The organism is Micromonospora sp. NPDC052213, from assembly GCF_040679695.1.
Lineage (GTDB): Bacteria > Actinomycetota > Actinomycetes > Mycobacteriales > Micromonosporaceae > Micromonospora.
In genome coordinates this window covers 1-24,780 of sequence record NZ_JBFAVI010000093.1, presented here as the reverse complement: position 1 = coordinate 24,780, position 24,780 = coordinate 1, and the positions used below count along the sequence as shown (strand labels likewise).

The 24,780-nt window shown below is 74.7% G+C and carries 20 protein-coding genes and 1 pseudogene; 6 read left to right on the top strand and 15 right to left on the bottom strand.

Annotated elements, in window-relative coordinates; all coding sequences use genetic code 11:
* Positions 1-777: pseudogene (locus AB0L34_RS21395) on the top strand (acyltransferase); the annotation flags it as partial.
* Here the strand turns inward: AB0L34_RS21395 and AB0L34_RS21390 are convergent.
* Both AB0L34_RS21390 and AB0L34_RS21385 read right to left on the bottom strand, forming a co-directional pair.
* Entirely contained in the window at positions 749-2,239 is a 1,491-nt protein-coding gene (locus tag AB0L34_RS21390) for a CoA-acylating methylmalonate-semialdehyde dehydrogenase (RefSeq protein WP_363706020.1), read from the bottom strand. The pseudogene AB0L34_RS21395 and the gene AB0L34_RS21390 overlap by 29 nt on opposite strands.
* Before the next feature lie 47 nt (positions 2,240-2,286).
* The gene (locus AB0L34_RS21385; protein WP_363706018.1) at positions 2,287-3,594 is read right to left on the bottom strand and encodes an aspartate aminotransferase family protein; all 1,308 of its coding nucleotides are present in this window, start codon (positions 3,592-3,594) and stop codon (positions 2,287-2,289) included.
* Positions 3,595-3,863: 269 nt separating this feature from the next.
* Between AB0L34_RS21385 and AB0L34_RS21380 the strand changes: the two genes are divergently transcribed.
* Positions 3,864-4,841: a hypothetical protein gene (locus AB0L34_RS21380; protein ID WP_363706017.1), complete on the top strand. Its 978-nt coding sequence runs from the start codon at positions 3,864-3,866 to the stop codon at positions 4,839-4,841.
* Positions 4,842-4,910: 69 nt separating this feature from the next.
* Here AB0L34_RS21380 and murD read toward each other — a convergent pair whose 3' ends face one another.
* On the bottom strand, positions 4,911-6,260 hold the full coding sequence (murD, locus tag AB0L34_RS21375; protein WP_363706016.1) for a UDP-N-acetylmuramoyl-L-alanine--D-glutamate ligase: 1,350 nt from the start codon (positions 6,258-6,260) through the stop codon (positions 4,911-4,913).
* A gap of 89 nt (positions 6,261-6,349) precedes the next feature.
* On the opposite strand from murD, the gene AB0L34_RS21370 reads away from it, so the two are divergent.
* Positions 6,350-7,699, top strand: a complete 1,350-nt coding sequence (locus AB0L34_RS21370) for a hypothetical protein (protein ID WP_363706015.1) — start codon at positions 6,350-6,352, stop codon at positions 7,697-7,699.
* Between the two features lie 99 nt (positions 7,700-7,798).
* On the opposite strand, the gene AB0L34_RS21365 is transcribed toward AB0L34_RS21370, so the two are convergent.
* The 3 genes from AB0L34_RS21365 to AB0L34_RS21355 form a co-directional block, all read right to left on the bottom strand.
* Complete coding sequence (locus AB0L34_RS21365; protein ID WP_363706014.1) at positions 7,799-9,655, bottom strand: PucR family transcriptional regulator; 1,857 nt, start codon at positions 9,653-9,655, stop codon at positions 7,799-7,801.
* Between the two features lie 66 nt (positions 9,656-9,721).
* Positions 9,722-10,531, bottom strand: coding sequence for an RNA methyltransferase (locus AB0L34_RS21360; RefSeq protein ID WP_363706013.1), 810 nt, complete (start codon positions 10,529-10,531; stop codon positions 9,722-9,724).
* A 57-nt stretch (positions 10,532-10,588) separates the two neighbouring features.
* Positions 10,589-11,152: a dihydrofolate reductase family protein gene (locus AB0L34_RS21355; protein WP_357458984.1), complete on the bottom strand. Its 564-nt coding sequence runs from the start codon at positions 11,150-11,152 to the stop codon at positions 10,589-10,591.
* Between the two features lie 150 nt (positions 11,153-11,302).
* Here AB0L34_RS21355 and AB0L34_RS21350 point away from each other — a divergent pair, with 150 nt between their 5' ends.
* Positions 11,303-11,923 (top strand): thymidylate kinase, encoded by a 621-nt coding sequence (locus tag AB0L34_RS21350; protein WP_363706019.1) that lies wholly within the window; start codon positions 11,303-11,305, stop codon positions 11,921-11,923.
* Between the two features lie 231 nt (positions 11,924-12,154).
* On the opposite strand, the gene AB0L34_RS21345 is transcribed toward AB0L34_RS21350, so the two are convergent.
* The 4 genes from AB0L34_RS21345 to AB0L34_RS21330 form a co-directional block, all read right to left on the bottom strand.
* On the bottom strand, positions 12,155-14,404 hold the full coding sequence (locus tag AB0L34_RS21345; RefSeq protein WP_363706012.1) for a transglycosylase domain-containing protein: 2,250 nt from the start codon (positions 14,402-14,404) through the stop codon (positions 12,155-12,157).
* A gap of 176 nt (positions 14,405-14,580) precedes the next feature.
* Positions 14,581-15,384 (bottom strand): hypothetical protein, encoded by an 804-nt coding sequence (locus AB0L34_RS21340; protein ID WP_357699272.1) that lies wholly within the window; start codon positions 15,382-15,384, stop codon positions 14,581-14,583.
* A gap of 148 nt (positions 15,385-15,532) precedes the next feature.
* Positions 15,533-16,639, bottom strand: coding sequence for an SPFH domain-containing protein (locus tag AB0L34_RS21335; protein ID WP_363706011.1), 1,107 nt, complete (start codon positions 16,637-16,639; stop codon positions 15,533-15,535).
* 4 nt (positions 16,640-16,643) lie between these two features.
* Positions 16,644-17,117, bottom strand: coding sequence for an NfeD family protein (locus AB0L34_RS21330; protein WP_350711390.1), 474 nt, complete (start codon positions 17,115-17,117; stop codon positions 16,644-16,646).
* Between the two features lie 106 nt (positions 17,118-17,223).
* Between AB0L34_RS21330 and AB0L34_RS21325 the strand changes: the two genes are divergently transcribed.
* Entirely contained in the window at positions 17,224-18,540 is a 1,317-nt protein-coding gene (locus AB0L34_RS21325) for a serine hydrolase domain-containing protein (protein WP_363706010.1), read from the top strand.
* 24 nt (positions 18,541-18,564) lie between these two features.
* Here AB0L34_RS21325 and AB0L34_RS21320 read toward each other — a convergent pair whose 3' ends face one another.
* Positions 18,565-19,377 (bottom strand): DUF3097 domain-containing protein, encoded by an 813-nt coding sequence (locus tag AB0L34_RS21320; protein WP_363706009.1) that lies wholly within the window; start codon positions 19,375-19,377, stop codon positions 18,565-18,567.
* Positions 19,378-19,575: 198 nt separating this feature from the next.
* Between AB0L34_RS21320 and AB0L34_RS21315 the strand changes: the two genes are divergently transcribed.
* Complete coding sequence (locus AB0L34_RS21315; RefSeq protein ID WP_357459003.1) at positions 19,576-20,370, top strand: hypothetical protein; 795 nt, start codon at positions 19,576-19,578, stop codon at positions 20,368-20,370.
* 60 nt (positions 20,371-20,430) lie between these two features.
* On the opposite strand, the gene AB0L34_RS21310 is transcribed toward AB0L34_RS21315, so the two are convergent.
* The 4 genes from AB0L34_RS21310 to AB0L34_RS21295 all read right to left on the bottom strand — a co-directional run bounded on the left by AB0L34_RS21310 (position 20,431) and on the right by AB0L34_RS21295 (position 24,004).
* The gene (locus tag AB0L34_RS21310) at positions 20,431-21,210 is read right to left on the bottom strand and encodes an HAD-IIA family hydrolase (RefSeq protein WP_350711397.1); all 780 of its coding nucleotides are present in this window, start codon (positions 21,208-21,210) and stop codon (positions 20,431-20,433) included.
* Positions 21,211-21,325: 115 nt separating this feature from the next.
* Positions 21,326-22,384 carry a ferrochelatase gene (locus AB0L34_RS21305; RefSeq protein ID WP_363706008.1) on the bottom strand — a complete coding sequence of 353 codons (1,059 nt, stop codon included), beginning with the start codon at positions 22,382-22,384 and terminating at the stop codon, positions 21,326-21,328.
* Between the two features lie 112 nt (positions 22,385-22,496).
* Complete coding sequence (fabI, locus tag AB0L34_RS21300; RefSeq protein ID WP_357699289.1) at positions 22,497-23,264, bottom strand: enoyl-ACP reductase FabI; 768 nt, start codon at positions 23,262-23,264, stop codon at positions 22,497-22,499.
* A gap of 35 nt (positions 23,265-23,299) precedes the next feature.
* Positions 23,300-24,004, bottom strand: coding sequence for a beta-ketoacyl-ACP reductase (locus AB0L34_RS21295; RefSeq protein ID WP_350711402.1), 705 nt, complete (start codon positions 24,002-24,004; stop codon positions 23,300-23,302).
* Positions 24,005-24,780 lie beyond the last annotated feature (776 nt).

Below are 24,780 nucleotides of genomic sequence, written 5' to 3'. Positions count from 1 at the left end.
CGGCTGCCGCTGTCGCGGCGGGCCGGCGGGACGGCGCTGCTGGGCGGGCTGGCCGCGACGGTGCTGCTGACCGTCGGGCCGTACCCGGTCGCCATGCTCAACGTGCCGGGCGAGCGGCTGGACAACGCCGCGCCGCCCAGCCTCGCGCTGCTGACCCTGACCACGGCCCAGCTCGGGCTGATCCTGCTGCTGCGCGACCCGGCGAAACGCTGGCTGCGCCGCTCGCGTCCATGGCAGGCGGTGATCGCGGTGAACGCGGTCGTGCTCACCGTCTTCCTCTGGCACCTGACGGCCGCGATCCTGCTGGTCGGCGCGCTGGACGCGGCCGGGGAGCTGCCGACCCCGCCCGTGGGCTCGGCCGCCTGGCTGGCCTGGCGGGTGCCCTGGGTGCTGATGCTGGCCGTGGTGCTGGCCGCCCTGGTCGCCGTCTTCGGCCCCGTCGAGGCCCGTACCGGCCCGACCGGCCGCGCCCGGGACCGCCGGCGGGCCGACGGCGGCGGGGCGCCCGCCCAGGGCCCGGGGCCGACCGGCCGGCCACACGACACCGGTCAGCCGCACGACACCGGTCAGCCGGCCAGTTCGGGGTGGCGGGGCACCGCCCGCGCCGCGGTCACCGCCGCCGGTTTCGCCGCCGTGGTGTACGCCCTGGTCGTCAACGCCGAGACACCGAAGTCGGCCCCCGAGCCGCTGGGGGTGCCGGCCTCGGCGCTGGCGGCGTACCTGGCCGGGGCCGGCGCCCTGCGGCTGCTCAGGTCTGGGTGGGGAAGCCGAGGTTGACCCCGCCGTGGCGCGGGTCCAGCCAGCGGCTGGTCACCACCTTGCCCCGGGTGAAGAAGCGCACCCCGTCCTCGCCGTGGGCGTGCAGGTCGCCGAAGAGCGAGGACTTCCAGCCGCCGAAGGAGTAGTACGCCATCGGCACCGGGATCGGCACGTTGATGCCGACCATGCCGACCTCCACCTCGTGCTGGAAGCGCCGCGCGGCGCCGCCGTCGTTGGTGAAGATCGCCGTGCCGTTGCCGTACGGGTTGGCGTTGACCAGGTCCACCGCCTCGTCGTACGAGCCGACCCGCACGACGCCGAGCACCGGGCCGAAGATCTCGTCGGTGTAGATCGACATGTCCGGGGTGACCCGGTCGAACAGCGTCGGGCCCAGCCAGAACCCGTCGGCGTCGCCGTCGGGCTCGACGTCGCGGCCGTCCACCACCGGCACCGCGCCGGCGGCCACCCCGGCCGCGACGTACGAACGGACCTTCTCGGCGTGCGCGGCGGTGACCAGCGGGCCCATGTCGCAGCCGCGCCGGCCGTCGCCGGTGCGCAGCCGGGCCATCCGCTCGGCGATCCGGGCGACCAGGGCGTCGCCGACCGGCTCCACCACGACCAGCGCCGAGATCGCCATGCACCGCTCCCCCGCCGAGCCGAACCCGGCGTTGACCGCCGCGTCGGCGGCCAGGTCCAGGTCGGCGTCCGGCAGCACCACCATGTGGTTCTTCGCGCCGCCGAGGGCCTGCACCCGCTTGCCGGCGGCGCTGCCGCGCTGGTGGACGTACCGGGCGACCGGGGTGGACCCGACGAACGACACCGCCTTCACGCCCGGGTGGTCCAGCAGCGCGTCGACGGCCTCGGCGTCCCCGTTGACCACGTTCAGCACCCCGTCGGGCAGGCCGGCCTCGGCGAACCACTCGGCCAGCAGCAGCGCCGCGCCCGGGTCCTTCTCGCTCGGCTTGAGCACCACCGCGTTGCCGCAGGCCACGGCCACGGGCACGAACCACAGCGGCACCATGACGGGGAAGTTGAACGGGGAGATCACGGCGACCACGCCGAGCGGCTGGCGCAGGCTGTACGAGTCGACCTCGGTGGAGACGTTCTCGCTGAACCCGCCGCGCAGCGCCGAGGGGATGCCGCAGGCGTACTCGATCACCTCCAGGCCGCGCTGCACCTCGCCGGCGGCGTCCGCGAGCACCTTGCCGTGCTCGGCGGTGATCACCTCCGCCAGCCGGTCGCGGCGGGCGTTGACCAGCTCGCGGAAGGCGAAGAGCACCGCCGTCCGCCGGGCCAGCGACGCGTCCCGCCAGGCCCGGGCCGCGCGCTCGGCGGCCTCCACCGCGACCGCGACGTCCGCCGCCGAGGCCAGCGCCACCTGACCGGTACGCCGCCCGGTAGCCGGGTCGAAGACGTCCCCGTGCCGGGCCGACGTGCCGCCGAACCGCTTGCCGTCGACGAAGTGCGACACCGTGGACAGGTCCGTGGTGGTCGCCCTGTCCATGCCGGGCCCGCCGTTCGCGGCGGTCACGCCGCCACCGTCGCCGCGGCGCAGGAGCGGATGGCGTCGACCATGACGGCCAGGCCCTCGCGGGCCTCGTCCTCGGTCAGCGTCAGCGGCGGGCCCATCCGCAGCACGTTGCCGTACAGGCCGCCCTTGCCGACCAGCAGCCCGCCCGCCCTGCACGCCTCGAGGACGCGGACGGTCAGCGCCGGGTCCGGCTCCGCGGTGCCCGGGCGGACGAACTCGACGCCGAGCATCAGCCCCTTGCCGCGTACCTCGGCGACGCAGTCGAGACCGCCCACGGCGGCGCGCAGGCCGTCGGCGAGGATCGCGCCGGTGCGGGCCGCGTTGGCCTGCAGATCGTGGTCGAGCAGGTAGTCCAGCACCGCGTTGCCGGCGGCGGTGGAGACGGGGTTCCCGCCGAACGTGCAGAAGCTGATCCCGGGCACGGACTCCAGCACCTCGGCCCGGCCGACGACGCCGGCCAGGGCGAAGCCGTTGCCGATGCCCTTGGCGAAGGTGAGCAGGTCCGGGGTGACGCCGTGCGCCTGGTAGCCCCAGAAGTGCTCGCCGGTGCGCCCCCAACCGGTCTGCACCTCGTCGGAGACGAACAGGATGCCGTGCTCGTCGAGCACCTTCTTCCAGGCGGCGAAGAGCCCGTCCGGCGGGTGCACGAAGCCGCCGACGCCCTGGATCGGCTCGGCGATCAGGCAGGCCACGTCGCCGGCGGTCTGGGTGGCGAGCACCTCGCGCAGGTCCTCCACCGCCGCGTCGACGCGCTGCGTCTCGTCGAGCCGCGCGAGCAGGCCGCGCAGCCGCTCCCCCGAGTGCAGCCAGGCCACCTGGAGCGGGTTGAGCGCGCTGGCCGACCAGCCGCGGTTGCCGGTCACGCCCATCGTCGCGTACGACCGGCCGTGGTAGCTGTTGCGCACCGCGAGGATCTGCGCCGAGCGGCGGTGGTTGGTGGCGAACAGCAACGCCGCCTCGTTCGCCTCGGTGCCGGAGTTGGCGAAGAACACCCGCGCGTCCGGGATGCCGGAGAGCTGCGCGACCTTCTCGGCCAACTCGACCTGCTGCCGGATGAGGTAGAGCGTGGAGCTGTGCACGATGCCGGTGCGGATCTGCCGCTCGACCGCCTCCCGGATCTCCGGGATGTCGTAACCGACCATCGAGGTGAGCACGCCGCCGAAGAAGTCCAGGTAGGTGCGGCCCCGGGAGTCGGTGACCCGGCGGCCCGAGCCGGAGACCAGCTCGATCGGCTCGTCGTAGTAGAGCGGCATCCAGGACGGGAGCACGGCCCGGTGCCGGGCCAGCAGGTCGTCGGCGGTCATCGTCGCACCCTCTCAGCGGCGTTGGCGGTAACCCGCACGCTCTCATCACCGGACGGCAGGGACAACTGTCACTGTGTAGCGCAGCGGCGGGTCCCGCCTGACAGCGCGTCAACCTCGGTGCTGCGGTTTCCGGGGGCCGGGACGGGCCGGCACCCGGTTTTCGGTGGCCGATGCGGGCTGACACGACTCATTCCGCATCCGGCGCGTCGGTCCAGGATGACGCGCCGTTCCTACCGGCTCCGGCACCCGGCCGCCGGTAGGATCCGGCGGTGCGGATCGGGGAGGTGGCGCTGCCCACCGGTGCGGCGGGCACCGGCGCCGGGGAGATCACGGCCGGCGTACGGGCCTGGGTGGACTCGGCGCCGCTGCGCGCCCTCGTCGGGCACTTCGGCGGCGACTGGCCGGGCGGGGACCTGGCGGCCGTGCTGGCCGGCCTCGACGAGTTCTCCGCCCGGCACTGGGACTTCCGGGGCGGCCGGGAGCGCCCCGACGCCCGGGAACCCGCCTTCGACCCGGCCACCGCCGGCCTGGTGCTCGGCGCCGCCGCCGCGCTCGGCCTGGTCCACCCGGTGCCGCCGACCCGGTCCGAGTACGCCCACCTGGTGGTGCTGGGCGGGCTGTCGAACGCCTGCCAGCGCCGGGTCGCGTACGCGGCACACCTGCTGCGCGCCGGCACCCGGGTCGCCGGCGAGGTGGCCGTGCTGGGCAGCTTCCGCCCGCTGTCCGAGGTGGAGCGCGCGGGGCTGGCGGCGGCCGGCGTCCCGCCCTGCGACACCGAGGTGGAGGCCCTGGACGCGGCGGTGCGGCGCGAGTTCGGGATGGCCGCCCCGGCCGAGGAGGACGGTCACGACGGCGGCCATCCGCACCACTCCTGGTCGTCGCGGACCTACCGGCCCGCGGGCGGCCCGCCGGTCCGGGTGCTCGCCGCCCCGTCCAGCGATCCCGCGCGGCGGCGGGCGCACACCGCCGACACCCAGCGGTTCTGGGCGGAGCACGTCCACCTGCGCACCGGCGACCCGGTGCTCATGGTGACCGCGCCGATCTACGTGCCGTTCCAGCACTGCGACGCGCTGCGCACCCTCGCCGTGCCGTACGGCTGCGGGATCGAGACCGTCGGCGTCGACCCGACGCTGCCCGACCTCGCCGGGTTGCCCGAGCCCACCCTCACCCCGGGCCGCTACCTCCAGGAGATCCGCTCGGCGATCCGGTCGATGCGCGCCCTGCACGCCGCCCTCGTCGCGGCCTGACCGGCCGCCGGGCGCCGGGACGGGAAGACCGGTGCCGGGTGCGGGGACATGCGCTCCGCGCCTCGGCGGTCAGCCGGCGGCGGTGTCCCGGACGGCCTGGGCGAAGACCTCGGAGCGGTGCTCGAAGTTGCGGAACCGCCCGTAGCTGGGCGCGGCCGGGGAGAGCAGCACCACCCCGTCGGCCGGGGTCAGCCCGCGGGCCAGCCGGACCGCGTCCACGAGGTCGTCGACCACCTCGGCGCGTACCTTCGGCAGCCCGGCGAGCGCCTCGACGATCCGGGCCCCGCTGTCCGGGATGCCGATCACGGTGATCTCGCGCTCCGCGAGGTGCTCGCGCAACGGCGTGTAGTCCAACCCCCGGTCGGTGCCGCCGACGATCACCGTCAACGGCCGCCCCTCGTACGCGTCGATCGCGTGCATCGCCGCGTACGGGCTGGTGGCGAGGGTGTCGTCGACGAAGGTGAGGCCGGACGGGTCGACGATCTCGGTGAGCCGGTGGGCCAGCCCCTGGAACCCCGCCACCGCCACCGCCAGGGCGTCCTTGCGGGCCACCACGTCGACGCCGAGCGCGTCGAGCACCGCGAGGGCGACGCAGAGGTTGCCCTCGTTGTGCCGGCCGACCAGCGGCAGCACCGCACGCGGGAACAGCGGCCGGTCGCCGAGGTGGAACCAGGGCGTGCCGTCGGGGCCGCCGGCCACGTGGGCGGTGTCGGGCAGGCCGGCGCGTACGGCCGCCCGGTCGCCCAGCTCGAGGGCGAGTCGCGGGTCGGCGCCGTTGACCACCACGGTACGCGGCCCGTGCGCGAGGAGGTTGAGCTTGTCCCGGTAGTACTCGGCCTCGCCACCGTGCGCGTCGAGATGCTCGGGGAAGAGGGCGGTGACCACCGCCACCCGCGGCGAGTCGGTCAGGTCGCTGCACTGGTAGCTGGAGAGCTCCAGCACGTACAGCTCCGCCTCCGGCAGGTCCAGCGTCGGCACGCCGATGTTCCCACCGAAGACGTTCGGCCGGTCCACGGCGGCGAGCAGGTGGCTGATCAGGCTGGAGGTGGTGCTCTTGCCCTTGCTGCCGGTGACGCCGACCGTGCGCTCGGCGTGGTCGGCCATCCACAGGGCCGTGCCCTGGGTGACGGTCACACCACGCCGACGCAGCTCCACCAGCCACGGGTGCGTCTGCGGCACGCCGGGCGAGCGGACCACCACCTCGGCGGCGGCCAGCCGGGCGAAGCCGTCCTCGCCGGTGACCAGCGGCGCCGCCTCGGCCAGCGGCCCCTCCCAGGGCAGACTGAGGAAGTTGGCACTGTCGTCGACGGCGACCAGGTCAGCCGGGCCGTGCGCGGCGATCGCGGTCACGGCGGCCCGGCCCTCCCGACCGGCGCCCCAGACGGCGACGGTACGTCCGCGCAGGTCAGACAGGCGCACAGGCTCTCCTCAGGGGGTGTCGGCGGGCGAGGCAGGGCGGGTCCGGCGCAGCCGGACACGGCCGGACGAACCAGGGCCTAGTATGGCGTGTGCCCAACGAGCAGCTCCGGCGGATGGACGCCTTCACCTTCCCGTCCTACTCGATCGATCTCTCCACCGGGGAGGTCCTGTTCGACTACGCCCTCACCGGCCCCGACGGCGAGCAGCGGTTCACCGAGGTGATCACCCTTCCGTTGCCCGACGCGCCGCCGTCGGACGAGACCGTGGCGGCCCTCGGCCGGGTCCTGGAGCTGCTGCACGTGGTCGCCGGGGTCAGCTACTACAAGGCCGCCGCGCCGCCCCGCGTGGTGCTGCCGGCGCCGCTGGGCGCGGCCGCCACCGAGCTGGTCACCGCCATCTACACCAAGGGCCTCGCGGAGTACGCGTACCGCAACCAGCTGCCGCACGTGCTGGAGCTGCGCCCGGAGGTGCCGGCCGGCACGGTCTCCCCGGCCCGGGTGTACGACGACTCCGACCGGCGTCCGCTCTCGGCGGTGGGCGGCGGAAAGGACTCGATCGTCAGCCTGGAGGCGCTGCGTCGGGCCGGGTTCGACCCGGTGCCGTTCTCGGTCAACCCCAACCACGTGATCGTCTCGGTGAACGAGGCGTCCGGGCTCACCCCGCTCGCCGCCCGGCGGCGCATCGACCCGGTGCTGTTCGAGCTGAACGCCGCCGGGGCACTCAACGGCCACATCCCGGTCACCGCGATCAACTCGCTGATCGCGGTCGCCACCGCGGTGCTGCACGGGCTGGGCCCCGTGGTGATGTCCAACGAGCGGTCGGCGTCGGACCCGAACCTGGTCTGGAACGGCCACGAGATCAACCACCAGTGGTCCAAGGGCGTGGAGGCGGAAGGGCTGCTGCGGGCGGCGCTGGCCGAGCACGCCGGGCTGACCGAGCCGTACTTCTCGCTGCTGCGCTCGCTGTCCGAGCTGCACATCGCCCGGCTGTTCGCCGAGATCGACCGCTACGACGACGTGGTGACCAGTTGCAACGCCGCGTTCAAGCTGCGCGACGCCAGCGAGCGCTGGTGCCGCGACTGCCCGAAGTGCCGGTTCGTCTTCCTGGCGATGGCGCCGTTCATGTCGCGCGGGCGGATCACCCACATCTTCGGCGGCGACCTGCTCGCCGACCCCGCGCAGGTGCCCGGCTACCGGGAACTGCTGGGCGTGGACGGGCACAAGCCGTTCGAGTGCGTCGGCGAGGTGGAGGAGTCGGTGGTGGCGTTGAGCCTGCTCGCCGAGCAGGACGAGTGGCGCGACGCCCCGGTCGTCCGCGCCCTCGTCGACGCGGTCCCGGCCACGGCCTGGTCGGCCGCCGCCAACTCCGACGTCTTCACCCCGGGCGGCCCGAACCACGTCCCCCCGCCGTACGCCAAGGCCCTCACCGCCCTCACCTGACTCTCCCGGCCCGACCCACGCCCGTTGATCATGAAGTTGACCCCGCTGCGAGGCGGAGCGCGACAACTTCATGATCGACAGCGTGGTCGGCGGTGACCCTCAGGGGGTGCGGATGGCGTCCAGGGCCAGCAGGGCGACGTGGAGGGAGAGACAGGCCTCGACCGAGTCGAGGTCGACGTCGAGCACGCGGCCGATCCGGGCCAGCCGCTCGTAGAACGCCGGCCGGGACAGGTGCGCCGCGGCAGCCGCCGCCGACTTGTTCCGGCCCTGCTCCAGGTACGCCCGCAGGGTGCCGAGCAGGTGCTCCCGGGGGTGCTGCGCGTCGTACGTCAGCAGGGCGCCCAGTTCCCGCTCGACGAAGGTCTGCACCCGGGGCTCGTCGCGCAGCAGGTGCAGCAGCCCGGCCAACCCGACGTGCGGCAACCGGAAGATCGGCAGGTCCCGCCGGTCCCGCCGGGCGGCGTCGGCGACCTGCCGGGCCTCGATCAGCGACCGGCGCGCCTCCCGCAGGCTGCCCACCCCGGAGCCGGCCGCGATCAGCACCGCGCCACCCGACGACGGCCGGGCCGCGCCGTTGCCCGGGACGTCCCGGGGCGGGCCGTCGAGGCGCCCGGAGGCGGCGACACCGACCCGGTCGGTCGGCGCGGCGGTGTCGGAGCGGCCCCGGCGCAGCGCGGCGGCGAACGCGGCCAACGCCCGCTCCTCGGCGGCCGGGTCGGGCAGGGCGAGCAGCACGCCGACGGCATGGTCGTCGACGGCGCTGGTCAGCCCGGTCAGCTTCGCCTCGTGCAGCGCCTGGCCGACGGCCTCGGCGAGGTCGCGCAGCCGCGCCGGACCCGACTCCGGGTCGCCCGCGCCCGGGTCCCCCAGGTGTCCGGCCTCGCCGGCCGGGCCGCCCTCCCCCGCCGGGTCGTCGGCCCGGTGCCGGACCACCACGCCGACGAGATGCCGCCGCTCCAGCACCACGCCGAGCGCCCGGGCCCGCAGGGCCACCTCGTCGACCGGGCGGGAGTGGTCGAGCAGGGCGGTGAGCAGCGTCCGGTGGATCTGCCGTTCCAGTCCCTCGGCGTCGCGCCGGATCAGCCGGCCCAACGCCAGCGTCGACGCGGCGCGTTCGACCAGGATGGTCAGCCGGGTGGGCGGTCCGGCCGGCGGGGCAGCGGCGACGCCCACCCCGACCTCGGCCGCCGGGTCGAGCACCCGCCGGCCGGCGGCCAGGTCGCCCCCGCCCGGCCACCGCAGCAGCAGCCGCCCCCAGTCGTGCCCCCGGGCGCCGACGGTGGTCACCAGCCAGCCGCTGTCCGCGTCGTACGCGGTCCGCCCCGCCGGCCGGATCCGGCGGGAGTGCTGCTCCCAGCCGTCCAGCAGCAGCTCGGCGCTCTCCCCCGCCGGGTCGTACGCGAGCACCTGCCGGGAGAGGTTCTCCAGCACCACGGGGCAGCCGGACAGTTCGGCGGCCTGCCGGACCACCTCACCGGGGCCGGCGCCCTCCACCGACAGCTCGGTGAAGCGCTGGTGGATCTCCTCGGTCGCCCGCAGCTCGGTGAGCTGGGCGTCGACGATCAGCGCGTGCACCGCCTCGGTGATCCGCACGAACGGGGTGGCCCGCCGCAGCTCCACCAGCGGCAGCCCGCGCCGCTCCGCGACGGCCGCCATCACCCGGGGCACCCCGCTGACGTACCGGCGGCCCAACTCGACGACCAGGCCGGAGACCCCGACGCCGGCCAGGTCGCCGACGAAGGCGCGCAGCCCGGCGTCGTCGGCGGGCAGCCCGATGCCGGTGGTGAGCACCAGCTCGCCGCCGCCGAGCAGGGTGGCGATGTCGGGCACCTCCGCCACGTGCACCCAGCGCACCGGGCGGTCGAGGCCGGCGTCCCCGGCGACCAGGCGCGGAGCGCCGTGGCGGACGGGGTCCAGCGCGAGGACCTCACGGACGGTAGGGAACACGGGCGACACGCTACCGTCGGTTACGCCGATTCTCGACAGTCCGCCCGGGGCAGGTGACGGGGCGGCTCGCCGCCCTCACCACGGGTCGTCGCGGCCCAGCTCCCAGCAGGCCACGGCGGTGGCGGCGGCGACGTTGAGCGAGTCCACGCCGCGGCGCATCGGGATCACCACCCGCGCGTCGCTGGCGTCCATCGCCGCCCGGGTCAACCCCGCCCCCTCGGCGCCGAGCAGCAGGGCCGAACGGGCCCGCTGCGCCGCGTCGAGCCGCTGGATCGGCACCGCGTCCGGCGCGGGGGTCATCGCCAGCACCGTGAAGCCGGCCGCGCGGACATCGGCGAGCGCGTCGGGCCAGGGTTCCAGCTTCGCGTACGGGATCGCGAAGACCTCCCCCATGCTGACCCGGACACTGCGCCGGTAGAGCGGATCGGCGCAGGTCGGGGAGAGCAGCACGGCGTCCACGCCGAGCGCGGCGACCGCCCGGAAAATGGCCCCCAGGTTCGTGTGGTTGTTGACGTCCTCGAGGATCACCACCCGGCGGGCGGCGGCGAGCACCTCGGCGGCGGCCGGCAGGGGCTTGCGCCGGAACGACGCCAGTACCCCCCGGTGCACGTGGAAGCCGGTGGCCCGTTGCAGCACGTCCGGGGTGGCCGCGTAGACGGGGGCGTCGCCGGTGTCCAGGTCGGCGAGCTGGTCGACCCGCTTGGCGTCCACCAGGTACGACCGCGCCGGGTAGCCGGCCCGCAGCGCCCGGCGCAGCACCAGCTCACCCTCGGCGATGAACAGGCCGTGGGGTGGCTCCCAGCGGGTGCGCAGCTCGACGTCGGTCAGCGCGCGGTAGTCGGCGATCCGCTCGTCGTCGGGGTCGGTGATCTGGTGGATGGGCACCGCACGATTCTGCCGGACGCGCGGACCACGACCGACGGAAGGAGCAGCAGGCCGGCCTCAGCCGGCCCGGTGGTACCGCAGCAGCACGGACCGGCCGTCGAAGGTCCGCGACTCCACGAGACGGAGGTTCAGCCGCCCGGTGACCGAGAAGACCGGCTTGCCGCCGCCGAGCACCACCGGGTGCACGAAGATCTGGTACTCGTCGATCAGGCCGAGTTCGGTCAGCGCGGCGGCGGCGTCGGCACCGCCGTTGAGCAGCAGGTCGCCGCCCGGCTGCTCCTTGAGCGCGGTGACCTCCTTGCCGAGGTCGCCGCCGCCGACCACCTGGGCGCCGTGGTCGGCCTCGGTGAGCGTACGCGAGACCACCACCTTCGGCGTCCGCCGCCAGATGGGCACGAAGGCGAGGTCGTGCGGGTGGTCGGAGATCGACTCCGCCTGCGGCCAGTAGGCGGCCATGAACTCCCAGACCTTGCGGCCGTAGAGGAAGGCGCCGGACCGGTCGCACTGCTCCAGCGAGTACGCGGACAGCTCCGGGCCCATCTCCGGCCAGTCGAACTCGCCGTTCGGCCCCTCGATGAACCCGTCGAGCGACTGGTGCACCCCGTAGACGATCTTCCGCATTGCTGTTCCTCCTGGCGTCGGACGCCCGTCGTGGGCGCTCTCGCCAGGTGGTCGGAGCGGCGTCGCCGGATCCGACAGCTCCGGCCGAATTTCTTCAGAATTTTTTTCGTCGGGTTGCCCGCCGCCGCTAACGTGCCGCTCGTGCGCCCGATGATCATCGCCCTGGTCGGCATCGACGGGGCCGGGAAGACCACCCAGGCGAAGGCGCTGGCCGGCCGGCTCCGCGCGGCGGGAGTGCCGGCCACCTACTTCGAGAACGCCGGCGGCCGGCCGCTGTGGAACCGGCTCGCTCGTGCCCTGGGCCGCCGGGACGGTCCGCACCTGTTCGGCCGCACCGGCTATGCGGCGCTGGAGGCGACCGTACGCTGGCTCGCGATCGCCCGGGCGGTGCTGGTGTCCCGGCTGACGGGCCGGACGGCGGTGATGGACCGGTGGTCCTGGTGCCAGTACGTGGTGATGCGGGTCCGCCGCGACCGGGGCGGGCGGCTGGTCCGCCTGGCGTACGGGATCTTCCCGCCGCCGAGCCTGGTCTGCTTCCTGGCGGTCTCGCCCGAGCGGGCGCAGCAGCGGGTGCTGGCCCGGGGCATCGACACCGAGGAGCTGCCCTACCTGCGCGCCCTCGACGCCGGCTACCGGGCGCTGCCGGAGTTCGGCACGTTCACCGTCGTCGACGCGGACGGCGGGCCGGCCGAGGTCCGCGCCACCCTCGACCGGGTGGTGCGCACGGTCCTCGACCCGGCGGTGCGGACGACCGTCGCCCGCTCCGACTGACCGTCCCGAAGCGTCACCGGAGCGGGCCGGCGCGCCGAGGTCGTACGCCCGGGGGCGGTCTCATGGATGGGGCAGCTCGACAGGGCGCTCCGGGCGCCTACCCGGGGGAGACGGGAGCCGACCCCCACCCCGGCGTGCGACCGCCGTCGGCCGCGGGCGCACGTGGAGGGCGTCAACCCGCGGGCGCACGTGGCGGGCGTCGACCCGCGACGCACGGGCGTGGCATGGCGGTCAGCCGCGGCCCTGGAGCCAGGGTCGCAGGTCGGAGAGGCGCTGCTCGTCGGAGGGCCGCCGCTCGTCGGAGGGCCGCCGCTCGTCGGAGGGCCGCCGCTCGTCGGAGGGCTGCCGTTCCTCGGCCGGGCGGCGCTCCACCGGGCGGCGCGGGTCGCCGACCAGCTCGCGGCTGGGGGCCGCGAAGATCTTCTCCGGCTGCCCGTCGACGGCGGTGGCGATGACCCGGGCGACCGCGTCGATCACCTTGGCCTGTACCGCGGCGCCCACGGAGTCGGTCGGGTCGTCCGGGTTGGCGGCGATGCCGGCGACCGCGACCTGCGGGGTGAAGCCGACGAACGTCTCCGTCGCGTTCCGCTCCGAGCTTCCGGTCTTGCCGGCGACCGGGCGGCCGTCGAGGATCCGGTCTACGGAGGTGGCCGTGCCGCCGTTGCACTGCCCGAACGCGGACTGCTGGCCCACCGGGCAGCGCGCCGCGTCGGTGGCGGCCCGGGCCACGTCGGCGTCGAGCACCCGGCGGCAGGACGGGTCGCCGACCGGCACCCGCTCGCCGTCGGGGGCGGTCACCGAGACCACCGGCAGCGGCGTGCAGTACGTCCCCTCGGCGGCCACGGTGGCGTACGCGTTGGCCAGGTCGAGTGGTGTGGTGGCGGCCACGCCGAGGGTGAACGAGCCCCAGTTGGCGGCGTCTTCCTCGGCGAAGGCGGCGTCGGCGTCGGCCCGGAAGGTGATGCCGAGGCGCTGTGCCATCTCCACCACCTTCTCCTGCCCGACCTGCTCGGCCAGCCAGACGAAGTACGTGTTCACCGAGCGGCCGAAGCCGTCCCACATCATGCGGTACCCGTCCATCCACTCGGGGTTGGCGTTGGCCGGGCACCACCGGCCCTCGCAGCTCCCCTCGCCCTCGGCCGCGTACCGGGTGGGCAGCCGGCTGGGCGCGTCGAAGCCGGTCGCGAGGGGCTTGCCGGCCTCCAGCGCGGCGAGCATGGTGAACAGCTTGAACGTCGAGCCGGCCTGGTATCCGTCGACGCTGTCGCCGCCGGAGATCAGGGGGTTGACGGTGTTCGGGTGGTTGGGCTGCCCGTCCGGGTTCGCGTCGAGGCTGTAGTGCCGGTTGACCGCCATGGCGAGGACCCGGCCGGTGCCCGGCTCGACGGCGGCGATGGGCAGGGCGCGCTTGTTGCCGTACCCGTAGACACTGGTGGCCTGCTTCTGCGCGGTGGCCTGGACCTGCGGGTCCAGCGAGGTCACCACGGTGTAGCCGCCCCGGCGCAGCGCCTGCTCGCGCTCCTCGACGCTCTCGCCGAACGCCGGCTGGGCGAGCCACCACTGCCGCAGGTAGTCGCAGAAGAAGCCCCAGTCGTCGTGGCCCTCGGCGACGGCGGTGCAGCCGTTGGGCTGCGCGGTGGGCTTGAGCTTCAGCTTCTCGGCCTTGGCCCGCGCCGCCTGGTCGGCGGTGATCGCCCCGGTCTCGACCATCGCGTCCAGCACGTAGCCGCGGCGCTCCAGCGCGGCGTCCGCGTCGCCGTCGATCGGGCTGTACGCCTCCGGCGACTGCACCAGGCCGGCGAGCAGGGCCGCCTCGCCGAGGGTCAGGTCCGCCGGGGCCTTGGCGAAGTAGCGCTGGCTGGCCGCCGCGATGCCGTACGCCCCGGAGCCGAAGTACGCGATGTTCAGGTAGCGGTTGAGGATCTCGTCCTTGCTCAGGCGCTGCTCCAGCGCCGTGGCGTACCGGATCTCCTGGATCTTGCGCCCGATGGTCTGCTCGGTGGCCGCGGCGCGCTCCTCGGCCGTGCGGCCCGGGTCGGTCTTGAGCACGTTGCGGACGTACTGCATGGTCAGCGTCGAGCCGCCCTGCGCGGTGCCGCCGCCGGACACGTTCGCCACCAGCGCCCGGAGCAGGCCGCGCAGGTCGGCGCCGCTGTGGTCGTAGAACCGCCGGTCCTCGGCCGCGACGATCGCCTGCCGCATCACCGGGGCGATCTCGTCCAGCCCGACGTCGGTGCGGTTGACGTCGTAGAACGTGGTGATGAGCGTCTTGCCGTCGTTGGCGTAGAGGTAGGAGCGTTGTGGTGTGGCCGGGGTGCGCAGCGCCTCGGGCAGCGCGGCGTACGAACCCAGGGCCGCCTTGGCACCCAACCCGAGCAGCAGGTTGCCCGGCAGCGCGGCGACCGCCAGGACGAGGCCGGCGAGCACGCCGGCGAGCAGCACGGTGAACAGCCGCGACAGCGGCGAGCGGGGTGGGGCCATGGTCCCCAGGATTGCCGTGAAAGCCGCCAACCGACCACCCCCGCGGCCCTCCTGTCAGCAACTTCACCGCCCGCTGCCAGGGAGTTCCCATCACAGTGGCCCCGGCGTCCCCCGCCGCCCCACCCGTCCCGCCGGCCGGAGCCGCGCCGGGACGGCCAGGGCGGCCGGCGAGGGGCTCAGCCGGTGGCCAGCGGGCCGTTCGGGCCCGGGCCGGTCGGCGCGGCGGTGGCGAGGCTGGCGCTGGCGGCGTCGCGCGCGATGTCCCGGGGCACCAGGCGCCCGGAGCGGTAGGCGATGCCGATGCCGGCGATCAGCACGAAGATCGCACCGAAGGTCTGCAACGAGCCGATCAACGCGCCGCCGAGGCCCAGCAGCGGGGCGGCGATCATCAGCATCGTGCCGTCGCCGATGCTGAACGCCCCGGACCGGGCCACCGACCAGCCGGTCAGCAGCCAGCCCAGGGTGTAGCAGGTGGCGCCGACGAGCACGAGCCCGCGGGCGGTGGTGCCGAAGACCGGGGTCTGCTCCGCCAGGCCCGCGAAGGGCAGCATGAGCACCGTGCCGGCGATGGACACCAGCAGGCCGGCGACGGCGACCCGGCGGCTGCGCGTCGCGGCCAGCAGCCCGGTCAGCGCCAGCAGGGCGAGCAGCCCGAGCCAGACCGACGCCACCCAGCCCACCAGGTAGAGCGGCCGGCCGTCGGCCGGGTACGGGTCGTTGCCCACCCCGCCGTCGCTGGCCATCGCCACGACGCCGTAGAGCACGGCGTACGCGGGGAGCAGCCACACCGCGGCCCGGGCGAACCGGCGCAGCGACCAGGCCCAGCTGGCGTTGGTGGCCGGCCCGGCCGGCGTCGGCTCCCCGACGAACGGCAGCACCCCGAACCCTCCGCCGGTACGCCGGCTGCCGAGCGGCCCGGTGGGGTCGTGCGCGCCCGGTACCGGGGCCGAGGACCACACCCGCTTCGCCGGATCCTTCATGCGTCACCTCGCTCGTCCGCGAGCGGTGCGGGACGCGCCGGGGCGCCCCGATGCCTGGTCACCACCCGTCCTAGAACCGATGGTGGCAGGCGCCGGAGCGCCCCATGAGCACTTCTCACATTTCTCCGGGCACGTCGGCCCGCGCCGCTCAGCCCCGTTCGCGCTGGTCGGCGGGGTCGTTCAGCAGGCTCGCCGGCGAGACCGGCTCCGGCGCCGGCAGCCCCTGCGGTTTGCCGCCGCTGGCCTGCGCCTCGGCGACGCGTACCTCGTCGTGGATCTGCTGGGCGGCGGCCGCCGCGGCCTGCGCCGCCGCGGCCGCCTCGCGCTCCACCTCGCTCGCGCCGTCGGCCGCCTCCGGTGCCGGCTCGTCGCCGACCATCCGGCTCAGCCCGCCGAGCGCGCCGCCCATCCCCTCGAGGGCCTTGGTCAGCTCGGCCGGGACGATCCAGACCTTGTTCGCGGTGCCGTTGGCGATCTGCGGCAGCGCCTGGAGGTACTGGTAGGCGAGCACCTTCTGGCTCGGGTTGGCCTGGTGGATCGCGTCGAACACCGTCCGGATCGCCTTGGCCTGGCCCTCGGCCTGGAGGATCCGCGCCTGCCGGTCACCGTCGGCGCGTAGCACCGCGGCCTGCTTCTCGCCCTCGGCCGTGAGGATCTGCGACTGCTTGTGCCCCTCGGCGTTCAGGATCGCCGCCCGGCGGTCCCGCTCGGCGCGCATCTGCTTCTCCATCGAGTCCCGGATGCTCGGCGGCGGCTCGATGGCCTTGATCTCCACCCGGGTGACCTTGATGCCCCACCGGCCGGTGGTCTCGTCCAGCACGCCGGAGAGGTGCCGGTTGATCTCCTCGCGGCTGGTCAGTGCCCGCTCCAGGTCCAGCGAGCCGATGACGTTGCGCAGCGTCGTGACGGTGAGCTGCTCGATGGCCTGGAGGAAGTTCGAGATCTCGTACGTGGCGCGGACCGAGTCGACGACCTTGAAGTAGAGCACCGTGTCGATCGAGACCACCAGGTTGTCGGAGGTGATCACCGGCTGCGGCGGGAAGCTGACCACCTGCTCGCGCATGTCGACCTTGGTGCGGACCGCGTCGATGAACGGGACCAGGAGGTTCAGCCCCGGGTTCAGGGTGCGCTTGTACCGACCCAGCCGCTCGACCACGTCCTGGCGCTGCTGAGGCACGATCCGCACCGCCTTGGCCAGGGTGATCACCCCGATCAGCGCCACGGCCATCAACAGGACCGGGATCACGAGTTCCATGTACTCACCTTTTCGCTTCGGGTAGCTCGTCGGAGGGGGAAACGTCGTCCCGCCAGACCAGGGCGGTGGCGCCCCGGACCTGGATCACCTGCACCCGTTCACCGGGGGCGAAGACCTGGCTGGCGTCGTAGGACCGGGCCTGCCACAGCTCGCCGTCGATCTTGACCATGCCCTGCCCGGCGTCGATCCGCTCCAGCACCAGCGCCGTGCTGCCCTCGATCGCCTCCACGCCGAAGGGCTGCTCGCCGCTCTCCAGGGCGGAACGCCGGTGCCTGCGCAGCGTCGGGCGTACGCCCAGCACCGTCAGCGCCGACACCCCGGCGAAGACGATCGCCTGCACACCCACCGGCGCGCCGAGCGCCGCGGCTCCGGCGGCGGCGAAGGCCCCGGCCGCGAACATGATCAGGAACAGCGTCGTCGTGAAGATCTCGGCGACGGCCAGCACCACACCCAGCACGATCCACAGCACGGCGTCCACCCCACGATCGTGACATGACAATGCACGCGCGGCCCACCCGCGAAGATCAGTAAGCTCGGCGGCACGTCAGCGGCCCGCCCCACCGGGCCCGGAGGGAGGAGCGCCCGTGTCCCTGCTGCCCGACACCGTCCGCCACGTCGACACCCTCGTCGCCGAGGCGCAGTCCGCCGGCCGGACGCCGTCCCTGGTGATCGGCGTGGTACGCGACGGCGCGCTGGCGCACCTCGCCACCGCCGGCGAGCACCCGCGCCCCGACGGCGACCTGCAGTACCGGGTCGGGTCGATCAGCAAGACCATGACCGCGACCCTGGTCATGCAGGAGCGCGACGCCGGCCGGCTGGCCCTGGACGACCCGCTGGAGAAGCACCTGCCCGGCACCGCCGTCGGCACGCTCACGCTGCGGCAGCTGCTCGGCCACGCCAGCGGCCTGCAACGCGAGCCCGAGGGGCCGTGGTGGGAACGCGCCGAGGGCGTCGACCTGGAGACCCTGGTGGCCGGGGTCACCGCCGAGAAGATCGCCTACCCCGCGCACCGGTCCTACCACTACTCCAACCTGGCGTACGGGCTGCTCGGCGGGGTGCTGGAGCGGATCACCGGCACGCCGTGGGCCGAGCTGCTCCGCCAGCGCGTCCTGGCGCCGCTCGGCATGCGCCGCACGACGTACGCGGCGACGGAGCCGTTCGCCCGCGGCTACGTGGTGCACCCGTGGCACGACACGCTGCGGGAGGAGCCGCGTACCGACACGGGGGCGATGGCCCCGGCCGGGCAGCTCTGGTCGACCGCCGAGGACCTGGCCCGGTGGGCGGCCTTCCTGGCCGACCCGGCGCCGGAGGTGCTGGCGGCGGAGACGCTGACCGAGATGTGCGCCCCCGTGGTGATCAGCGACCTCGACTCGTGGACCGGCGGGCACGGCCTGGGGCTGGAGCTCTACCGGGAGGGCGAGCGGGTCTACGTCGGGCACGGCGGTTCGATGCCCGGCTACGTGGCCGCCCTGACCGTGCACCGCCCGTCCCGGACGGCCGTGATCGGCTTCGCCAACTCGTACGGCTTCCGCACCGGCGGGATCGGCGGGCTCGCGCAGCGGATCCTCACCGCCGTGCTGGACGCCGAGCCGGCGCTGCCGCGGCCCTGGCGGCCGGGCGCCGCCGCCCCGCCCGCCGGAACCGTCGAGCTCGCCGGCCGCTGGTGGTGGATGGGGGTGCCCCTCGACCTGACCTGGGACGCCGCCACGGGCGGCCTGACGGCGCACGTACGCGGGGAGCGGATGAGCTGTTTCGCCCCGGAGGGACCGGACCGCTGGCGGGGCCGCTCCGGCCCGGAGAACGGCGAGATCCTCTCCGTGCTGCGCGACGAGGCGGGGCGGGCGGTGGCGCTGGACATCGCCACCTTCGTCTTCACCCGCACGCCCGACCAGGAGCCCTGACCCCGGCCCCGGCCGCAACCACGCTCAGGCCGGCTCGGTGACGAAGTCGATCAGGCGTTCCATCGCGTTGATCAGCGGGGTCTCCACGTCGGCGAAGCTGTCCACCCGGGACAGGATGTGCCGCCACATGTCGGCCGGCTCGGCGACCCCGAGCGCGGCGCAGACCCCCTCCTTCCACGGCTGCCCCGGCGGCACCACGGGCCACGCCCGGATGCCCAGTGCCGCCGGCTTGACCGCCTGCCACACGTCGACGTACGGGTGGCCGGTGACCAGCACGTGCGGGGAGGTCACCTTCGCCACGATCCGGCTCTCCTTGGTGCCGGGGACCAGGTGGTCGACCAGCACACCGAGGCGGCGACCCGGTCCGGGGGCGAACGCGCGCACCTCGGCGTCGAGGGCGTCGATGCCGTCCAGCGGCTCCACCACCACGCCCTCGATCCGCAGGTCGTCGCCCCAGATCCGCTCGACCAGGGCCGCGTCGTGGATGCCCTCCACCCAGATCCGGCTGGCCTTGGCGACCTGGGCGCGGACCCCGTCCACCGCGATCGAGCCGGAGGCGGTGCGCCGGCGGGCCGCCGGTACGGGGGCGCGGGTCGGCCGGCGCAGCGTCACCGGCTCCCCGTCGAGCAGGAACGCCGCCGGCAGCAGCGGGAAGTTGCGCCGCCGGCCGTGCCGGTCCTCCAGCACCACCGCGCCGGCCTCGAAGCCGACCACCGCGCCGCAGAAGCCGGAGTCGGCGTCCTCGACCACGAGGTCCGGTTCGGCGTCCACCTCGGGGGTGACCTTCCGTCGCCGCCAGTCCCCCGCCAGCACGTCGTCCGCATACCGCCGCCCCATGGAGATCACGCTATCCGCCCGCCTCCACGCCCGCACCCGACACGCCGCGACGCCCCCGGCACGCTGATCACGTCGCCGTGGCGCCGGTGCGGTCGCACGGTTCGGCGTTCCGCCCACACCACCGCATGATCGACATGGCGGGGGACGGGCGGAGCGGCAGTCGAGACAGGGGCGGCGATGACCACGTACCCTTTCGGCATGTCCACCCCCGCAGCGGGCGCGGCCACTCTCGCGCCGCGCCGGTCCAGCCGGTTCGTTGCCTGGGTGCGCGCGTGGCGCGCCGGGCTGGTGCCCTTCGACGAGGTCGCCGAGGCCATCGCCGGCGACGAGGAGCACCTGGTCGCGGACGCGCCCGGCACCTGGACCGACGTCCCGCTGCCGCAGGCGCTGCCCACCCTGGCGAAGCTCTCGCCGGACGAGATCCGCCTGGTGCTGCCAGCACCGGGCGATCCGCGCGGGCTGCCCGGCCCGGGCGACTTCGCCGGCGCGGCGCTGCTGGCCGGCGAGGCGGTCGTCGCGGGCAGCCTCGGCCTGATCCCGCACGTGCGCACGCACACGTCCGGCTCCGGCGACACCTTCGAGACGGTGCTCTGGCGGGTCTACCCGCTGCCGGCCGACGCCCCGGCCGCGTCGCTCGCGCTGCCCGGCGCGGCCGAGGCCGAGGCGGAACTGGCGGCGGCCCTGCACCACACCACCGCCGCGCTGACCCGGCTGGACGTCGCCCAGTGGCGACCCGAGCTGGCCGGGGCACTGGAGGAGCTGCGCCGACCCAACGGCGCCACCGACCTGCCGCCCGGGTTCGACCCGCGCGCCCGGCGGCTCTTCGCCCGGGCCGCCGTGCTCGACCGGGTGCTCGCCCTGGCCGGGCACGCCGCGCCCGGCGGCGCGATCAACAACTACGAGGCCCAGCAGCGCGACGCCGCGCTGCGCCCGCTGACCACCGCCTGCCGGCAGGCCCTGGTGGCCGCCTGCAACGCCCCGCTGCGCCCCTGACGGCGGGCGGGCGTACCGCTGCGGGCGGGCCGGCGTCGGGCGCGGCGGCCGGGCCGCGCGTCAGACCTCGTCGACCAGGTCGGCCACCGAGTTGACGATCCGCGACGGGCGGTACGGGTAGCGCTCCGCCTCGGCGCGGCTGCTGATCCCGGTCAGCACCAGGATCGTCTCCAGGCCGGCCTCCAGCCCGCAGAGGATGTCGGTGTCCATCCGGTCGCCGATCATGGCGGTCGTCTCGGAGTGCGCGTTGATCGTGTTCAGCGCCGAGCGCATCATCATCGGGTTGGGCTTGCCGACGAAGTACGGCTCCACCCCCGTCGCCTTCGAGATCATCGCGGCGACCGAACCGGCGGCCGGCAGCGCGCCCTCCACCGACGGCCCGGTCACGTCGGGGTTCGTGCAGATGAACCGGGCCCCGTCGTTGATCAGCCGGACGGCCTTGGTGATCGCCTCGAAGCTGTAGGTGCGGGTCTCCCCCAGCACCACGTAGTCCGGCGCGTAGTCGGTCAGCACGTAGCCCACCGCGTGCAGCGCCGTGGTCAGCCCGGCCTCACCGATCACGTACGCGGTGCCGTCCGGTCGCTGGTCGGCCAGGAACTGGGCGGTGGCCAGCGCGGACGACCAGATGGCGTGCTCGGGCACGTCGAGGCCCATCCGGCTCAGCCGGGCCTGCAGGTCCCGCGGCGTGTAGATCGAGTTGTTCGTGAGCACCAGGAACGGCTTGCCCGAGGCGCGCAGCCGGGAGACGAACTCCGGCGCGCCGGGCACGGGCTGGCCCTCGTGCACCAGCACGCCGTCCATGTCGGTCAGCCAGCTCTCCACCGGCTTACGGTCCTGCATCGTCACTCGTTCCAGGGGTGTCGGGGCCGCCGGCGGAGCCGGCGCGGCGGTCAGGAGTCGGGATTCCGGGGTGGTCGGCGGCCGTCACGAGTCGGGCCGCCGAGGTCGGCGGCGGTCAGGAGCCGGGCCGCCCCGGGGTCGGGGCGACGGGACGGCGGGCGGGGACGCAGCACACCGTCGGGCAGGTGTCCCACATCGGCAGGTCACCGAGGCGGCGGCGCAGCGTCACCCCGTCCGGCTCGGTCCGCTCCCGGACCAGCTCGCGGACCATCGCCACGAACCGCGGGTCCGTGCCCGGGGTGGCGGCCCGGACGAAGTCCAGGCCGAGCTGCCTGGCCGTCTGGCGCGCCTCGGTGTCGAGGTCCCACACCACCTCCAGGTGGTCGGAGACGAACCCGATCGGGCTGACCACCACGCCGGTGGTGCCGGCCTCGGCCAGCGTGCCCAGGTGATCGTTCACGTCCGGCTCCAGCCACGGCACGTGCGGCGGGCCGGAGCGGCTCTGCCAGACCAGGTCCCAGGGCAGGTCCGGGGCGGCCGCCGCGTGCACCAGCCGGGCCACCTCGGCGAGCTGCGCCTCGTACCGGCCGCCGTGGGGGCCTGCGGTGGCGGCCATCGAGTTCGGGATCGAGTGGGCGGTGAACACCAGCCGGGTGCTGTCCCGCTTCGCCGGGTCGAGCTGCGCCAGCGCCGCCCGTACCGCGTCGACGTGCGGCTCGACGAACCCGGGATGGTCCCAGAACTGGCGGATCTTGTCGATCAGCGGGGCGTCCGGGCCGACCGCCGCCCGGGCGGCGGCGATGTCGTCCTGGTACTGGCGGCAGGAGGAGTAGCCGCCGAGGGCGCTGGTGACGAACGCCAGGGCGTGCCGGACGCCGTCGTCGCGCATCCGCGCCACGGTGTCGGCGAGCATCGGATCCCAGTTCCGGTTGCCCCAGTAGACGGGCAGGTCGAGGCCGTGGGCGGCGAAGTCCTCCCGGATCGCCGCGAGCAGCTCGCGGCACTGCTGGTTGATCGGGGAGACGCCGCCGAAGTGCTGGTAGTGCTCGGCGACCTCCGCCAGCCGTTCCGGCGGCACGCCCCGCCCCCGGGTCACGTTCTGCAGGAACGGCATCACGTCCTCGGGCCGCTCCGGCCCACCGAAGGACACCAGGACCACCGCATCGTACGCCATGGGGCCATTCTTCCCGGTCGGCGGTCCCCGCCGGGCAAGGGCCCCTCGCCCTGCCCGCGAGGAAGGGGCCCCTGCCGTACGGAAGGCGACCGCGGGGACCCTTCCTCGCGCCTCAGGCGCCGATGGCGTGGTAGCCGCCGTCGACGTGGACGATCTCGCCGGTGGTGGCCGGGAACCAGTCGGACAGCAGCGCCAGGCAGGCCCGGGCGGCCGGCTCCTGGTCGGTGAGGCTCCAGCCCAGCGGCGCGCGCTCGGTCCAGGCGTCCTCGAACTGCTCGAAGCCCGGGATCGACTTGGCGGCGATGGTGCGCAGCGGCCCGGCGGCGACCAGGTTGCTGCGGATGCCCTGCTTGCCCAGGTGCAGCGCCAGGTAGCGGGAGGCCGACTCCAGCCCGGCCTTGGCCACGCCCATCCAGTCGTAGACGGGCCACGCCTTGGTCGCGTCGAAGGTCAGGCCGACCACCGCGCCGCCGGCGGACATCAGCGGCAGCGCCGCCATGGCCAGCGACTTGTAGGAGTACGTGGAGACCTGCAGCGCGGTCGCCACGTCCTCCCAGGGCGCGTCGAGGAAGCCGCCGCCGAGGCAGCTCTGCGGGGCGAAGCCGATCGAGTGCACCACCCCGTCCAGGCCGTCGACGTGCTCGCGCACCCGGTCGGCGAGCCCCGCGAGGTGCTCGGCGTTGGTCACGTCCAACTCGATCACCGGCGCCGGCTCGGGCAGCCGCTTGGCGATCCGCTCGACCAGGGACAGCCGGCCGTAGCCGGTGAGCACGACCTGCGCCCCGTTCTCCTGGGCGAGCTTCGCCACCGAGAAGGCGATCGAGGCGTCGGTGATGACGCCGGTGACGAGCAGCCGCTTACCGGCGAGCAGTCCGGACATGCAGGGATTCCTCCGTAGTTCTTCAGTGACCGCTGTCAGTGACCCATGCCGAGGCCGCCGTCGACGGGGATGACGGCGCCGGAGATGTAGCCCGCGGCGTCCCCGGCCAGCCAGGTGACCGCGCCCGCGACCTCGTCCGGCTGCGCGAAGCGGCCGGCGGGGATGACCTTGCGGTACTCGGTCTTGCGGTCCTCGGGCAGCGCGGCGGTCATGTCGGTCTCGACGTAGCCGGGCGCGACCACGTTGGCGGTGATGTTGCGGCTGCCCAGCTCGCGGGTGATGGAGCGGGCCACGCCGACCAGTCCGGCCTTGCTCGCCGCGTAGTTGACCTGGCCGGGGCCGCCGTAGAGGCCGACCACCGAGGAGATGAAGATCATCCTGCCCCACTTCGCGCGGAGCATCTTGGTCGAGGCGCGCTTGGCGCACCGGAACGCGCCGGTCAGGTTGGTGTCCAGCACGCGGGTGAACTGCTCCTCCGACATGCGCATCAGCAGCGTGTCGTCGGTGATGCCGGCGTTGGCGACCAACACCTCGACCGGCCCCAGCTCGGCCTCGATGGCGGTGAAGGCCGCGTCGACCGAGTCGGAGTCGGTGACGTCGCAGCGCACCCCGAACAGCCCCTCGGGGGCGTCGCCGCTGCGGTGGGTCACCGCCACCCGGTCGCCCTGCTTGGCGAAGGCCTGCGCGATCGCCAGGCCGATCCCCCGGTTGCCGCCGGTCACCAGGACGGTACGGGCCACGGGTCCCCCTCTGCTCAGTGATCTCCCGGTCGGTCGGAGCCTAGGCGTTACCGGCAGGTAAGCGCTAACGGCGGGCACGTCAGGCCGGGTCACGACACGCGGATCGCCCGTCCCCCGGCCGCGTCACGCCGGGGGCCGCCGGGAGCGGGTTCGCCCGGTGGAGCCCCGCGGGCGGACCGTCGGCGGACACTCGCCGCCCCCGCGTGGGGCGGCGACGGCGGCGGCCCGAGCCGGTCGGGCGGTCGACCGGAGCCGATGGGCCGAGTGCGGCAGCGGACGCCGGCCGGTGTACGATCATCCGCGTTTGCGGGCCGTCGCGGTCCGCGTTCCGGGCCCCGCCGACCGCAGGAGGTGATCGCTGTGCGAGATAGCGATCCTCCGAGTCGTGGCCGGGCCGTCCGTCAGCCCCGCTGAGCCACGACTCAGCAGGTGAGCTGACCCAGCTTCGCTCCCCGCACCCGCCCGGTCTCCGGCCCCGCGCCGGGTGACCGCGCCGTGCCCCGCCGGGAGCCGCCCCCGGTCACGACTTCTGTGTGCGCGTCCTGATCCACCCCTGCGGTCCGCTCCCGCTCGCGGACCGTCCAGTCGCCACCCGGAGCCGTCCATGAGCCGCTACGTCGCCCCGCTGGGCTTCACCCTCGCCGCCGTCTGGGTGGCCGTCATCTTCGTCCTCGCCGGCCACTGACACCGCCGCCGGCCGTGGTCGTCCGCGCCGGCGGTCGGCACCGGCCACCCGACGCCCGCCGTCCTCGTCCGCGCCGGCGGCGGGCGTCGAC